The organism is Pseudazoarcus sp. NS34, from assembly GCF_059703725.1.
Map to the genome: position 1 here is coordinate 170,015 of NZ_BAAKIZ010000001.1, position 14,202 is coordinate 184,216.

Sequence of the window (14,202 nt, forward strand, 5' to 3'; positions counted from 1 at the left end):
GCACCCATGCCCGCTGGTCTGATCGACACCTATCCGTTCGCCACCGATCGCTACGACGAGATGCTCGCCGGGGCCGGTGCGCCCCGTCCGCACTGGGACGCCTTTGCGCGCCGCATCGAGGGCCTGCCCTCGCAAGCCCTGCGTCAGCGCGCTGCCTTCGTCGCCGACGCCATCGCCGCGGACGGCGTCACCTACAACGTCTATGCCGACCCCGAAGGCATGCGCCGCCCGTGGGAGCTGGACATGCTGCCGCTGGTCATCAGCGCGGCCGAATGGCGCAATCTGTCGGCCGCCGTGGCGCAGCGCGCGCAGTTGCTCGACCGCGTGCTGGCCGACCTCTACGGCCCGCAGACGCTGCTCTCCGAAGGTCTGCTGCCGCCCGCGCTGGTGTTCGGCCAGCACGGCTACAAATGGCCGTGCCACGGCATCACCCCGGTCGGCGGGCATTACCTGCACTTCTACGCGGTTGATCTCACGCGCGCCCCCGACGGCGGCTGGTGGGTCATCGCCGACCGCACGCAAGGCCCGTCCGGCGCCGGCTATGCACTGCAAAACCGCATTGTCGTATCGCAGGCCTTCCCCGACGCTTTTCGCAAGCTGCGCGTGCACAAGCTCGCCGCCTTTTTCCGCTCCATGCAGGACGGCATGGCGCGCATGGCACCGACCGACGGCGACGCGCCGCTGTGTGTGCTGCTGACGCCCGGCCCATACAACGAAACCTATTTCGAGCACGCTTTCCTGGCGCGCTACCTTGGCTTCCCGCTGGTTGAGGGGCAGGACCTGACGGTGCGTGACGACACCGTCTATCTCAAGACCCTGCGCGGTTTGCGCCGCGTGCATGCGGTGCTGCGCCGGTTGGATGACGACTTCTGCGACCCGCTTGAACTGCGCGCCGACTCCGCGCTGGGCGTGCCCGGCCTGCTCGGCGCCGTACGCGCCGGACGCGTGCTGGTGGCCAATGCGCTGGGCAGCGGCGTGCTCGAGAGCGCGGCCCTGTTCGGCTTCCTGCCGGGCATTGCCGAACGCCTGCTGGGCGAGAAGCTGGCCATTCCGTCGGTGGCCAGCTGGTGGTGCGGCGAGACGCCGGCCATGGAACACGTGCTGGCCAACCTCGACGATCTGGTGATCAAGCCCGCCTACCCCGACATGGGGCGCGACCCCGTGTTCGGCCACACCCTCAAGGGCGAGGCGCTGCAGAGCATGGTCGACAGCATCGTGGCCCAGCCGCACGCCTACGTCGCGCAGGAATGGGTGCGGCTGTCGCAGGCGCCGGTATGGTCGTCCGACGCACAGGGTGATCGGCTGCTGTCGCGCTCGGTGGGCCTGCGCATGTTCGCCGCCGCCACCCCGGATGGTTATGTGGTGATGCCCGGTGCCCTCACGCGCGTGGCGCCCGAAGCCGGTGTGGAAGTGATCTCGATGCAGCGCGGCGGCATGTCGAAAGACACCTGGGTGCAGTCCGAAGGCCCGGTGCCGCGCGGCAGCCTGCTCAAGAAGCGCCTCGGCATGATCGACCTGATGGTCACCGGCACCGAAGTGCCCTCCCGCGTCGGCGAAAACCTGTTCTGGATGGGTCGCCACTCCGAACGCAGTGAGGCCTCTGCGCGCGTGCTGCGCACGGTGCTCACACGTGTGGCCACCGGCACCGACGAGGTCGACGAGGAAACCGCCGGCCTGCTCGCCGCCGCCGAAGATCTCGGCGTACTGGCCATCACTACCGAACCGGACGCCGACCTCGAAGAGCGCCTGCTGTCGGCCGTCTCCAACTATGAGCAGCCAGGCTCCATTGCCGCCAACCTGCGCGCACTCGGGCTCAATACCAACCACGTGCGCGAACGGCTCTCGTCGGACAACTGGCACGTGCTCAACCGTCTCGAAAACGCCCTGCGCCCGCGCCCGGCGACGCTTGACCGGGCCATCGGCGCGCTCGATCAGGTGATGCTCGACTGCATCTCGCTGGCCGGCTTTGCCATGGACGACATGACGCGCGACGAAGGCTGGCGCTTCCTCATCCTCGGCCGCCGCATCGAGCGCCTGGCCGCACTGTCCAAGCTCGTCAGATCGGTGCTGCTGACGCCGGCCCAGGATCGCGAGCGCATGCTCGACTGGCTGCTCGAAGCCTGCAACTCCATCGTCACCTACCGCGCACGCTATCGCCGCGTGCCCGAGCTGCTGCCGGTGGTGCACCTGCTGGTGTTCGACACCACCAACCCGCACTCGGTGGCGTTTCAGGCGCAGACGCTGATGCGTTACCTCACGCTCGCCTCGCAGGAACTGGGGCATACCGTGCCGCCGCACATCGGCGAACTCGAGCGCCGGCTGGCACGTTTTGACCTGACTGCCTTCGAGGCGGAGGAATGCGATCCGGCCTGCGCACGGCTGGCCACCCTGCTCGGCGACGCCTGGGACACTGCCCAGGCCCTGAGCGACGACGTGCACAACCGCTTCTTCATCCACACCGTGCACGTCTCGCGGCTGAGAAACCCGGCATGAGCCGCGCGCGCTACCACGTGCTGCACGACACGCGTTACGGCTACGAGCAGCCGGTGCGCGAATCGCACCAGCTGTTGCGCCTGCAGCCGCGCGAGCTGCCCTGGCAGCATTGCGCCGACCACCGCCTGCGCATCAGCCCGGAGCCCTCGCGCAGCCAGTCTTTCCAGGACAGCTTCGGCAACCGTATTCTGGCCATGCACTTCGATACCGCCCACGACGCGCTGAGCGTGCGCAGCGAATCGTGGATCGAACTGCAGCCACGCATCATGCCGCTGCTGACGAACTCTCCAGCCTGGGACCTCGTGCGCGAAACCCTGCGCTACAAGTCCGGAGTGCGCATGAGTGCCCCGCTGCTCGAAGCGTCGGCCTTCCTGTTCGAGTCGACCGACGTGCGCCTCAAGCGCAGCTTTGCCGAATACGCTGCGCCCAGCTTTCCGCCCGACCGACCGCTGCTGGCGGCCTGCGATGATCTGATGCGGCGCATCTTCGACGAATTCACCTTCGACCCTGAGGCTACCGACGTCAGCACGCCGGTAATCGAGGTGTTCGAGACGCGACGCGGCGTATGCCAGGACTTCGCGCACTTCATGATTTCCTGCCTGCGCTCGCTGGGGCTGGCCGCACGCTACGTCTCCGGCTATCTGCTGACGCGTCCGCCGCCGGGCCGCAAACGCCTGATCGGCGCCGACGCCACACACGCCTGGGTGTCGGTGTTCGTGCCTGGGATGGGGTGGTACGACTTCGATCCGACCAACGCCGTGTGGGCCGACATCGAGCACATCACGATCGGCTGGGGGCGCGACTTCAGCGACATTTCGCCGCTGCGCGGGGTGATCCTCGGTGGCGGCTCCCACGCTCCCGAGATTTCGGTCACGGTCGTGCCGGAGGACGAGTTTTCAGACCTGTACGACGATGTGGCGCTGCCAGGGCTCGACTTGCCGCCGGGGCGCGGCTAGTCTGGTGCCCCCTCGCCGACCCGACGCGCGAACTTGCTGCGCCGGAAGTTGCCTGAACCGGGCCCACATCCCTCTACAGGAAGCCGCAATGCCCACACCCGTACTGACCTGTTGCCGCCTCGCAGCCCTGCTGCTGCTCACCTCCTTCGGCCTGCACGCTGCCGAGCCGCCGGCGCAGGAATCCACCGTTCCCATTACGACCGGCGTCGACACCACGCCCGCGCTCGACGTCGACTACGTCCCGACGCCGATGCCGACGGTGCGCCGCATGCTCGACATGGGCGGCGTCGGGCCCGACGATCACCTGGTGGACCTCGGCTCGGGCGACGGCCGCATCCTGATCACGGCGGCGCGCAAGTACCGCGTACGCAGCGCGCTGGGCATCGAGCTTGACCCCTGGCTGGTGCAGTATTCAAAGGCCGCGGCCATGGAGGCCGGCGTAGCCGACCGCGTGCGCATCATCGAGGGCGACCTGTTCGAGTTGGATTTCGCCAACGCCGACGTCGTCACCATGTACCTGCTGCCGGAGCTGAACCTGCGGCTGCGCCCCTACATGCTCACACGACTGTCACCTGGCACGCGTATCGTGTCGCACAGCTTCGACATGGGCGACTGGAAACCCGACGCCCAGGCCGAGATGTACAAGAAGCCGATCTTCATGTGGGTGGTTCCGGCGCAGGCAGCCGGCACCTGGGACATTGAACTCAACCGCGAAGGCCCACCCATCGTGCTGACGCTGAGCCAGAAGTTCCAGCACCTTCAGGGCACGGCCACCTACAACGGCAAGCCGCTGCGCATCGACGGGCTGGAGCTGCACGGCCGTGACATCCGCTTCAGCATTGGCGAGGATGTATTCGAAGGCCGTATCAACGGCCGCACCATGGAATCCACCGGCACCATGCCGTGGTTCGCGATGAGCCGCTGAACCGACCACCAGGAGCCCGCATATGAAGGACTGCCGTATCGTTGCACTGACTTCGCAGAAGGGCGGCTCGGGCAAGACCACGGTAGCCATGCAGTTGGCCGCCGGTCTGGCCCGACGCGGCCTGCGCGTCAGCGTAGCCGATCTAGACCCGCAGGAAAGCGCCTCGCGCTGGAGTGAAGCAGCCGCGGCCGACGCACCCTTTCCCGCCACGGTGATGCGCCCGCAGGGCGCGGCCGGCGACCTCAAGCGAGAGCTGCGCGCGCACGCCAAGGCCAGCGACGTGTTGATCCTCGATTGCCCTCCTTCGGTCGAAAACGCCTTCACAATCGCCGCGCTCGACCTCGCCCGCTTCGCCATCGTGCCGGTGGTGCCGAGCCCGACCGATCTGTGGTCCACCCGCGCCATCGAGCGGCTGATCCTCGACCGCCACGGCAAGCTCTCGGGCGTTTTGCTGCCCAATCGCGTCACACGCACCGCGCTGTGCGACGATGTGCTCGAAGTCATGCAGGATTTCGAACTCCCGATCCTCGACGCCGCCCTGTCGCAGCGCAGCGCCTACGCGATGTCGGCCGTGCGTGGCAGTTCCGTTTTTGCACTCGGACGTTCGGCCCTCGCTGCCCGCGCGGAAGTCGAACGACTCGTCGCCGCCGTTCTTACCAAGCTGGAGAAATGACCATGGCTACCCCCCGCAGCACGAACCGAAACGCACTGCGCGCCAGCCTCAAGCAGGAAGACGCGGCCCTCGAACAACGCCTGCCGACCAGCCGCAGCCCGCGCGCTGCAGCGAAGCCTCCCGCAAAGCCAACAGCAAAACCGGCAGCAAAACCGGCCGCCAAGTCGACGGCGAAACCGGCGGCCAAACCTCCGGCCAAACCCGCAGCGAAACCGGCCGAAAAGCCGGCGGGGGCCAAGCCCGCCGCTCGCCCGACTGCAACCAGAAGCACAAGCACCTCCGCCAGAAAACCTTCGGCGGCACGCCCGGCAGGTGTCAAGGCGCCGGCCGCGAAACCGGCTGCTACCAAGACCCCGACGAAACCGGCTGCAAAGCCGCCGGCCGCGGCTACGGCGAAGCCGGCTGCCAGGAAGGCCCCGGCAGCCCGCACAGCGGTAGCGAACAAGCCGGCCGCGCCCAAGCCCGTCGCCACCAAGCCAGCAGCTCCCGCAGCGCGCAGCCGTCCCACTTCCGGCGCACGCACTCAGCCCGGCACCAAGGCCGCCAGCGCGGCAGCGGCCACGCCGAAAGCCGAGCCCGTCAAGGCCGGCAAGATCGTGCGTGATTCGATGTCGATTCCGGTGATCGAGCAGAAGGGCCTCAAGGCCCTGCGTCAGGCGCTCGACAAGGCTGGCCGCAAGGCGACCAAATCGGAAGTGCTGCGCGCCGGGCTGGCCCTGCTGGCCAAACGCCCGACCGCAGAAATCGCCGCGCTGATCGACGGCTTGCCCAAGGTCACCAAGGGCGGCAGCAAGAAAAAGAAGAAAGGTTGATCAGGCGGGACGTGCGCGCACGTACAGCGTTCCGGAGCGGTCCTCGCACTGGAAGATGTCGGTGCGCGCACGCACCAGATCGCTCAGCTTGCGAAAGCCGTACAGCCGCGAATCAAAGTCCGGCTGCAGCTTGTTGAGATAGCTGCCGAAGGCGCCCAGCCCGGCCCAACCGGAATCGTCCCCGGCCTTGTCGAGCGCTTCGAGCACAAAGGCGCGCGGGAAATCCTGCGCGGCCGGCTCCTCCACGGGAGCCTGCGCCGGTGCCGCTTTCGGCGCGGCCTTGCCGGCCGGCTTCTTCGCCGGTTTCGCAGCCGGTGCCGCCTCGGCAGGCTTGGCACTGACCGGGCGCAGCACTTCAGTGAACAGGAAGCGGTGGCAGGCGTTGCGGAAAGCCTCGGGCGTCTTCTTCTCGCCGAAGCCATACACCACCAACCCCTCCTCGCGGATGCGCAGTGCCAATCCGGTGAAATCGCTGTCGCTCGATACCAGACAGAAGCCGTCGAAACGTCGCGTGTACAGCAGATCCATGGCGTCGATGATCAACGTACTGTCGGTGGCGTTCTTGCCCGAGGTGTAGGCGAACTGCTGCACCGGCTTGATGGCGTGACGGTTGAGCACTTTCTTCCAGCCGGCGCTGTTCGACGAGGTGAAGTCGCCATAAATGCGTTTCACGGTAGCCTCGCCAAAACGCGCGATTTCGGCCAGCAGGCCTTCGATCACCGCCGCCTGGGCATTGTCGGCGTCGATCAGCACCGCCAGACGCAGGGCGGAATCGTCGGATTCGAGCTTGTCGCTGCGCTTGCCATTGCTCATCGGATGCTCCTCAGGTGTTGTAGGCAATCAGCACGCCGTCAGACGCTTCCATGCGCAGCGGCAACAGGGCCTGATATGCGGGCGAATCATGCCAGGCGTGCACGGCCGCCTGATCCGGGAAACGCAGCACGACCACATCGGTGTGCGCATGATCGCCAGCCAGCACCGCATCCACCGTGCCGCGAAATACCACCTCGCCGCCATGCGGCGCCAGCGTGGCCGGCACGCGCGACTTGTACTCGGCCCACTTCTGCGGGTGCTTGATGGTGATGTGGCCGATCATGTACGCCGTGCTCATGCTGCGCTCCTGCAGTGTGCGAAGGTGCTGGAACTCTAGCCGATCTCGAAAGAGGTGATGCCGAAGATGCGCTGGATGGGCAGCTCTGGTGCCGGTCCGGTGTACATGCGCGCCGTCTCGAAGCTCAGCTTCATGCCGTGCCGCTCGGCCAATGCCACCGCCTCGGGGTTGGTCTCGGGCACGTCGAGGTAATACGCTTCGCCCGCCGGCACCTGGGCGATCAGCGCGGCAAACAGCGCCTCGGCCAGCTCCGGCCGTTCGGCGCAAAGCGGCGCGATCTTCCAGCCCGTGCGGCAGGGCCGGATCACGCCGTGACCGACCAGCCTGCCCTGCTCGACGATGCCCAGCGCCGTCGCGCCCGGCTGCGTGATCCAGCGCCGCTGAAAAGCCGGCCGCTCGGCCGGGAAGAAGGGGCGATCCCACGCCGCAAACGTGTCGAACGCAACGGAGGACAGCGGCACAATGCGTCCGTCCGATGCTGCGGCTGCGCCGCGGCTGAAACCCTCGAAGCGCATGTTGCGCCAGGCGAGCTTGAAACCCGACTTGCGGTAGTTGTCCTGCTGCGCGACGACGCCATCAAGCGCTACATTGCAGCCCGCCAGCCGTTCCATGCCGGCCTGCCAGAGGCGCCAGCCGTGGCCACGCCCGCGCCAGTCCGGATGCACGATGTAGAAGCCGAGAAAGCCGAAGTCGCCATAGCGCACGACCGAAATCGTGGCGACCGGCTGCTGGCCGACGTGGCCGATCAGAAAGCCCTGCGGATCGGCGCTGAAGTAGTTGTCGCCATCCTGCAGGCCGGGATTCCAGCCCTCCTGGGCGGCCCAGTCGATGGCGATGTCGAGCTGCGGGCGCGACATCGTGGAAATGGTGAGTTCATCTGCCATGCAAGCCTCGTCAGTTCTGCCTGTTCATAGGTGCAGAGCCGACCATAGCGGATTTTGCCGCGTCCGGCGTGGCTGTCAGGCAGCGCGCAGCATCGAGCGGCAAATGGCGTCGACGTGCCGATGATCGGTGCCGCAACAGCCTCCGACCACCGCCAGGCGCGGCAGACTGCGCCGCAAGGCCGCGTACTGCGCGCCCAACTCCGCAGGGTCGCCGGCGTCGAGTTCGGTGCATTCGTCCAGCTCGGCATGGCTCAGGCGCGAGGCATTGGCGCGCAGCCCGCGCACGCGCTCGGCCAGCAATGACTCATCGAGCACATGCGTGAAGTGATCGGGGTGGGCGCAGTTGAGCATGTAATAGGCCGCGTAGCCGTCGGTGAGCTCATCGCATCGGCGAATCGCATCCACCAGCGCATCGCCCGCGGGCAGGCGGCCGTCGGTCTCGACGGTGAAGGAGATCGCGACCGGCATGGCATGGTCGCGCGCGGCGTGGATGATGCCGGCGGCTTCCTCGACGTAGTTCATCGTGAAGGCCGCCACCATGTCGGCCGCAGACGCGGCAAACCCGGCCACCTGCGCGGCGTGATAATCGCGCGACTCGGCGGCCGTCATGCGCAGACTCGGCACATAGCCGTCGCCGCGCGGACCCAGGTTGCCGCTGATGACCACCGGCGTGCGCTCGCATTCGTAGTCGGCGCGGATCTCTTCGAGCAAGGCCACGGCCTTGCGATTCACCTCCGCCAGCGCGGCCGGCCCATAGCCCAGCCGCAGGCCCCAGTCCGGATTGGCGCGCCAGGTGGCGGTTTCAAGCACGATGCCGACGCCGTGGCTGCGGGCCAGTTCGGCGTAGCGGGCGTAGTAGCGGCGCAGGACGCTGCTGCCGTCCGCGTCCCTGAGCAGATCGAAGGCCGCGAATGCAGGCAGTTCGAGGCCTTCGTGAAACACCAGCGTGGTCTCCAGGCCGCCGTCGGTGATGCAGGTGTCGTACAGTTGCGGTAGTTTGTTGCGGTAGCGGCTCATGTGCTCTCTCCGTTGTCGTGCCTTCAGGGCATGACCGGAGAATAGAACCAGCGCCCCCCGCGTTCGAGGGTCAATCCGGCAACAAAATGGACGATTCGGCCATGAGCACATCGCGCACCCCGGTATCCGTCGCCATCCTGGCCTTCCCCGAGACATCCGCCTCGGTCGTGTACTCGATGTACGACCTGTTCATGTCCGCCGGCCACGACTGGAGCGTGATCGTAGACGGGCATCCCGGCGAGCACGCCATGCGCCCGCTCATCGTCGCGCGCAGCACCGCGCCGATCGTGGTCAGCAACGGCATCAGCGTCAGCCCGCAAGCCACCATGGCCGACACCGCACCGCCCGACATCGTGTGCGTGCCGGAGGTCAACGTGATGCCAGGCGAGGTTCTCACCGGGCGCTTCGATGAGGAAATCGAGTGGATAAAACGCTGCTACGACGCCGGCTCCATTCTTGCCAACTCGTGCTCGGGGGCGATGCTGCTGGCCGAAGCCGGCCTGCTCGACGGTCATGACGCCACCACCCATTGGGCCTGGTGCGACGTGCTGCGCCAACGCCATCCGGCAGTGCGGGTGCACCCGCAGCGCACGCTGGTGGTGTCGGGCGACGAACACCGCCTGGTGATGGCCGGCGGCGGCACCTCGTGGCTGGACGTTGCGCTGTACCTGATCGCCCGCACGGTGGATGTGGAAACCGCCATGCGCGTGGCGCGCATCCATCTGATCGACTGGCACAGCGTCGGCCAGCAGCCGTTTGCGCGTCTCGCGCGCTCACGGCAGGTCGACGATGCGGTGATTGCGCGCTGCCAGGGCTGGATCGCCGAACACTACGAAGACCGCGCGCCGGTCGCGGCGATGGTGCGCCTGTCAGGGCTGCCGGAGCGCTCGTTCAAGCGCCGTTTCCGCGAGGCCACCGGCATGTCACCGCTCGAATACGTGCACACCATGCGCATCGAAGAAGCCAAGCACATGCTCGAAACCGGCGATGCGCCGGTGGAACAGGTCGCGGCGGGAGTTGGCTACGAAGACCCCGGATTTTTCAGCCGGCTGTTCCGCCGCCAGGTCCAGCTCACGCCTGCGCAGTACCGCAGGCGCTTCGGCGAGGTGCGCCGGGCGCTGCAGCAACCGCATGTCGTGCCGACGTAGCAGGCCGACTTACGACCCGTACTTGATGGTGCAGCCATAGGCGCGCGTGACCGGGTTCGGCACTGCCTGGCCAGACTTCATCGCGTCGAGCGCCTCGACCACGTAGTTGGTGGCCTTGGGAATATCGGCCTTGCGCGCCGTCGCGATCGAATCAATGCCGCCCATGTACTGCAGCACGCCTTGCGCGTCGATAACGTACATGTGCGGCGTAACCTGCGCGCCATACGCCCGGCCAACCTTGCCCTGCTCGTCGAGCAGCGTGGTGGCGACGTTCTTGACCTGGCGGTCGGCGTTGAGCTTGCGGGCCTGTTCGCCGCTGACGTGACCCTGCGAACCGGGTTCGGAGGAAATCACTTGCAGCCACACTGCGTCATGCGCCGCCGCAATCGCCTGCGTGGCCTGCATGTTGCCGCTGTCATAGTGCTTCATCACGAAGGGGCACTCGTGGTTGGTCCACTCCAGCACCACGGTCTTGCCGCGCAGCGCCGAGAGCTCGACGGTGCTGCCGTCGGCACCGGCGACCTTGAAATCCGGCGCCGGTTTGCCGACTTCGGGCGCAGCGAGAGCGGCCAATGGAGTGAGCAGGCCGGCTGCCAGTACGGCAGTGATCAGGGGGCGAATCGTCATCTTTCTACTCCTTGAGTTTGTGCGTGAAGAATCGCCATCGCCTAGGCGCCCTGCAGGGCGCGCAGCACGATGTCAGGGGTAAGAATCTGCGGCAGCACAATCGGTTCCGCATTGCGCGCCGGCGGGTAATACAGGTACAGCGGCACGCCACTGCGGCCAAAGCGCGCCAGCACCTCGCTGATGGCGGCATCCTGATTGGTCCAGTCGCCCTTCAGGTACGCGATGCCGCGCTCGCCAAAGGCCGCCGCCACCTCGGCGCGCTCCAGCGCGACCTGCTCGTTGACGATGCAGGTGATGCACCAGGCGGCCGTCATGTTGACGAACACCGCACGACCTTCGGCACGCAGCGCGTCGAAGCGCTCCGGCGTATAGGCTTCCTGGGCAAGCAACGCCGTCTGGCGCGGGGCGCTCTGCTGTGGCTGCGTCGCCAGGCCGGAGCCGAGGGCCAGCGTCGCCACCACGAGCGCCAGCGCGGCCAGTTGCGCGCTGCGCCGCAAGCGCACACCGGAATGCCAGGTGATGTCGTAAAGCCACGCCGCCAGCGCAATCGCCAGCATGCCGCCGGCCGCCACCAGCACGCCGTGGGCTCCAGCCTGCAGGGCCAGCACCCAAAGTAGCCACACCGCCGCGCCGTACATCGGGAAGGCCAGGAACTGTTTGAAGCGCTCCATCCACGGCCCCGGCCTGGGCATGCGTGCGATCAGCGAGGGCCGGAAGGCCAACACGACGAACGGGATGGCCAGCCCCAAGCCGAGCGCAAGAAAGGTCGCCAGCAAGCTCAGCGGTGGCTGTGTCATCGCAAAGCCGATGGCCGCGCCCATGAACGGCGCCGTGCACGGCGTGGCCACCACGGCCGCCAGCACCCCGGTGAAGAAGCTGCCCGAGTGCCCGCCGCGCCTCGTCAGCACGTGCCCCACGCCGGCCAGCCCGCCGCCAATCGTGAACACCCCGGAAAGATTGAGGCCCACCGCGAACAGCAGCCAGGCCACCAGCACCACGAACACCGGCGACTGGAACTGGAAGCCCCAGCCCAGTCGCGCCCCGCCCTGCTGCAGCGCCAACACCACCGCCGCCAGCAACGCAAAGCTGGCCAGCACACCGGCCAGATAGGCCAGGCCATGGCCGCGCACGCTGGCGGCGTCGCCGCCGGTACGCACCAGCGCCAGCACTTTCATGGCCAGCACCGGGAACACGCAGGGCATCAGGTTGAGGATCAGGCCGCCGGCCAGCGCGAACAGCAGCGCGAGCCCCAGGCCGATGGATGGGGCCGCGGCGGCCGACGCCGCACGCACTGGCTCGCCCGCTGCAACGGCTGCAACGCGTGGCGCCGAGAGTTCGAAGGCGGTGGTCAGCAAGCCGTCGGCACTGTCCTCACGGATCACCAGCACGCCGGCAAGTGGTGCGTCCTGCGGCGGTGCCTGGCCGCGCGGCGCCTCCAGCACGATGCCCTCGGACGTGCGTGACAGCTGCTGTGGCGCGGAATGGTTGATGCGCCCCCACTCCAGCGGATAGAACCAGATGTCGGTCGCGCCGTCGGGCAGCGCACCGGTGTCGACGGCGATGCGCACTGCGTCCTCGCTCACCGCATGACGCGCGGCCCACGGCGAGGGCTGCGGCAGGCGCGCGCGCGCCGCTTCGATGGCCGGATGAGCGCTGCCCGCGGTCTGGGCTGCCACAGGCAGATCCAGCGTCAGCTCCACGTCCTCGGGAATGCAGATATCCGAGCACACCAGCCACGACACCGCGGCACGCACAGCCAGCGTGGAGCCCGGCGCGGCGTCGGCCGGCACGGTGAGCGGCGACAGCAGCATGACCTCGCCCTCGTAGCCGTAGTTGGTCACCGGCCCGAGCGCATGGCGCTGCGGTGCCGGCCACTGGATGTCGCCGACCTCGACACCGTCCGGCACTTCCCAGGCAATGGTCGTCGCCAGGCCGGAGTCGCCGGGGTTCTGCCAGTAGGTGTGCCACTTCGGAATGATGGTCTTGGCCACGCCCAGCGTCAGCGTATCGCCCGGCGCTACGGCCTCGTTTGACGCGACCAGGCGCGCCGAGACATATGGCGTGTCGACCTGCGGCCCCTGCAGCGCGGCGTGGGCCGGGGCGAGCAGGCAGAACGGGATCAGAGCTGCAGACAGGACGGCGCGGCGAATCATGCAAACTCCGGAAGACACGAGTGGTGGCCGGGCGCGGCATGGCAAGCGCCCCGTCAATGGAGTGTCACAAGCTGCAAGGGTTCCGGTGCGCGTGAAGAAGTCTGATCGGCTCAACTGCCCGATCTGCGGGCAGTCGCTGGCAATCCATCCATACCAATGACTTGGCCCGCCAATACCGCGACTATCCACAGGCTTGTCCACGCCTGGCGTGGACAAGTTTCAGTACACCGGAGACCTGGCGCCGGCAGCGCGGAGACCCGCAAGCAAGCGTGTCGGGTGTGCGCCCCACCCGGCGCCGATCACTCACTGCTGTTCATGCCTTTCGGTATCAGCAGCGTTGCGACGATTGATCGCATAGCCGCCCGCCCCGCCACGAAATGGAATCAGCAGCATGGCGGGCAGCCGGTCGGCCACGCGCGGGTCGCGGTATTCGACCAGTCCGATGCTCATGCCTTCATGGCCGTCGCGCGGCTGTGCGCGGTAGGTGCCGAACAGGCGATCCCACCACGGCAGGTTAAAGCCGAAGTTGGAGTTGGTTTCATCCTCGTGCACCGAGTGGTGCACGCGGTGCATGTCGGGCGTCACGACGAAGCGACGCAGCACGCGATCGAGGCTTGCCGGCAGGCGGATGTTGGCGTGATTGAACATCGAGGTGGCGTTGAGTGCCACCTCGAAAATCACCACCGCCACCACCGGCGCGCCGAGGACGACGATGGTGGCGAACTTGATCAGCATCGACAGAACGATTTCGATCGGATGGAAGCGGGCGCCAGTCGTCACGTCGTAATCCAGGTCGGCGTGATGCACCCGATGCAAGCGCCACAATGCCGGCACCGCATGCACCATGACGTGCTGCAGCCAGATCACGAAATCCATCGCAATCACTGCCAGCGGCACGGCCAGCCACGGAGACACCGCAAAGTGGTTGAGCAGGCCCCAGCCCTCGGCGGCGCAGAAGGCCGCCACACCCACCGCTGCGGCCGGAAACAGCAAACGCACGACCAGCGTGTTGAGCGCGACGATGCCCAGATTCGACCCCCAGCGCACGGCCCGCCCGAGCGTGAGTGCGCGACGCGGCGCGAACACTTCCCACAGCGCGACGACGGCGAACACGCCTACGAAAAACCCCAGGCGGATCACCGGCTCACTATCGAGGATCAACTGCTCCAGATTCATCCGGCCCTTCTCCTGAAAGCGCGATTGCCGCGCTATCGCGACGCCACGACTTCACTCTAATCTATTGCCGCGGCGGGTTCTGCCTGGTTTCGGACGAAGCCGCGCCGCTGCTCGCAGCGCGCGGCTATGGGGAGCTCAAGAGCAGTGGCGGAGTGGGAGGCTGCCGGCTTGCCGGTCGAGCGCGGAAATAACTGAGGGCTCCGCGCGGTCGGCGCAGAGCCCTCGGC

13 protein-coding genes are annotated in these 14,202 nt (G+C 67.4%); 6 read left to right on the forward strand and 7 right to left on the reverse strand.

The window, feature by feature from the left end:
- Positions 1 to 6: 6 nt before the first annotated feature.
- From AC6H0N_RS00835 to AC6H0N_RS00855, 5 genes are all read left to right on the forward strand, one after another.
- Positions 7 to 2,493 carry a circularly permuted type 2 ATP-grasp protein gene (locus AC6H0N_RS00835; protein WP_497572155.1) on the forward strand — a complete coding sequence of 829 codons (2,487 nt, stop codon included), beginning with the start codon at positions 7 to 9 and terminating at the stop codon, positions 2,491 to 2,493.
- Positions 2,490 to 3,449: a transglutaminase family protein gene (locus tag AC6H0N_RS00840; RefSeq protein ID WP_497572156.1), complete on the forward strand. Its 960-nt coding sequence runs from the start codon at positions 2,490 to 2,492 to the stop codon at positions 3,447 to 3,449. The genes AC6H0N_RS00835 and AC6H0N_RS00840 overlap by 4 nt, the downstream gene beginning before the upstream one ends.
- Positions 3,450 to 3,537: 88 nt before the next feature.
- Positions 3,538 to 4,374, forward strand: a complete 837-nt coding sequence (locus AC6H0N_RS00845) for an SAM-dependent methyltransferase (RefSeq protein ID WP_497572157.1) — start codon at positions 3,538 to 3,540, stop codon at positions 4,372 to 4,374.
- Positions 4,375 to 4,396: 22 nt separating this feature from the next.
- On the forward strand, positions 4,397 to 5,047 hold the full coding sequence (locus AC6H0N_RS00850; protein ID WP_497572158.1) for an AAA family ATPase: 651 nt from the start codon (positions 4,397 to 4,399) through the stop codon (positions 5,045 to 5,047).
- Positions 5,048 to 5,049: 2 nt separating this feature from the next.
- A complete protein-coding gene (locus AC6H0N_RS00855; RefSeq protein WP_497572159.1) occupies positions 5,050 to 5,859 on the forward strand; it encodes a hypothetical protein in 810 nt (269 codons plus the stop codon).
- On the opposite strand, the gene AC6H0N_RS00860 is transcribed toward AC6H0N_RS00855, so the two are convergent.
- From AC6H0N_RS00860 to AC6H0N_RS00875, 4 genes are all read right to left on the reverse strand, one after another.
- Complete coding sequence (locus AC6H0N_RS00860; RefSeq protein ID WP_497572160.1) at positions 5,860 to 6,672, reverse strand: NYN domain-containing protein; 813 nt, start codon at positions 6,670 to 6,672, stop codon at positions 5,860 to 5,862. It abuts the gene before it with no gap.
- A gap of 10 nt (positions 6,673 to 6,682) precedes the next feature.
- Positions 6,683 to 6,970 carry a DUF1330 domain-containing protein gene (locus AC6H0N_RS00865; RefSeq protein WP_497572161.1) on the reverse strand — a complete coding sequence of 96 codons (288 nt, stop codon included), beginning with the start codon at positions 6,968 to 6,970 and terminating at the stop codon, positions 6,683 to 6,685.
- A gap of 35 nt (positions 6,971 to 7,005) precedes the next feature.
- The gene (locus tag AC6H0N_RS00870; protein WP_497572162.1) at positions 7,006 to 7,854 is read right to left on the reverse strand and encodes a GNAT family N-acetyltransferase; all 849 of its coding nucleotides are present in this window, start codon (positions 7,852 to 7,854) and stop codon (positions 7,006 to 7,008) included.
- 75 nt (positions 7,855 to 7,929) lie between these two features.
- Positions 7,930 to 8,871, reverse strand: coding sequence for a homocysteine S-methyltransferase family protein (locus AC6H0N_RS00875; RefSeq protein ID WP_497572163.1), 942 nt, complete (start codon positions 8,869 to 8,871; stop codon positions 7,930 to 7,932).
- Between the two features lie 101 nt (positions 8,872 to 8,972).
- Here AC6H0N_RS00875 and AC6H0N_RS00880 point away from each other — a divergent pair, with 101 nt between their 5' ends.
- Positions 8,973 to 10,019 (forward strand): GlxA family transcriptional regulator, encoded by a 1,047-nt coding sequence (locus AC6H0N_RS00880; protein ID WP_497572164.1) that lies wholly within the window; start codon positions 8,973 to 8,975, stop codon positions 10,017 to 10,019.
- A 9-nt stretch (positions 10,020 to 10,028) separates the two neighbouring features.
- Here the strand turns inward: AC6H0N_RS00880 and AC6H0N_RS00885 are convergent, their stop codons facing one another.
- The 3 genes from AC6H0N_RS00885 to AC6H0N_RS00895 all read right to left on the reverse strand — a co-directional run bounded on the left by AC6H0N_RS00885 (position 10,029) and on the right by AC6H0N_RS00895 (position 13,975).
- Positions 10,029 to 10,646, reverse strand: coding sequence for a redoxin domain-containing protein (locus AC6H0N_RS00885; protein WP_497572165.1), 618 nt, complete (start codon positions 10,644 to 10,646; stop codon positions 10,029 to 10,031).
- Between the two features lie 41 nt (positions 10,647 to 10,687).
- On the reverse strand, positions 10,688 to 12,799 hold the full coding sequence (locus AC6H0N_RS00890; protein ID WP_497572166.1) for a protein-disulfide reductase DsbD family protein: 2,112 nt from the start codon (positions 12,797 to 12,799) through the stop codon (positions 10,688 to 10,690).
- A 303-nt stretch (positions 12,800 to 13,102) separates the two neighbouring features.
- The gene (locus AC6H0N_RS00895; RefSeq protein WP_497572167.1) at positions 13,103 to 13,975 is read right to left on the reverse strand and encodes a sterol desaturase family protein; all 873 of its coding nucleotides are present in this window, start codon (positions 13,973 to 13,975) and stop codon (positions 13,103 to 13,105) included.
- Between the last annotated feature and the right edge of the window lie 227 nt (positions 13,976 to 14,202).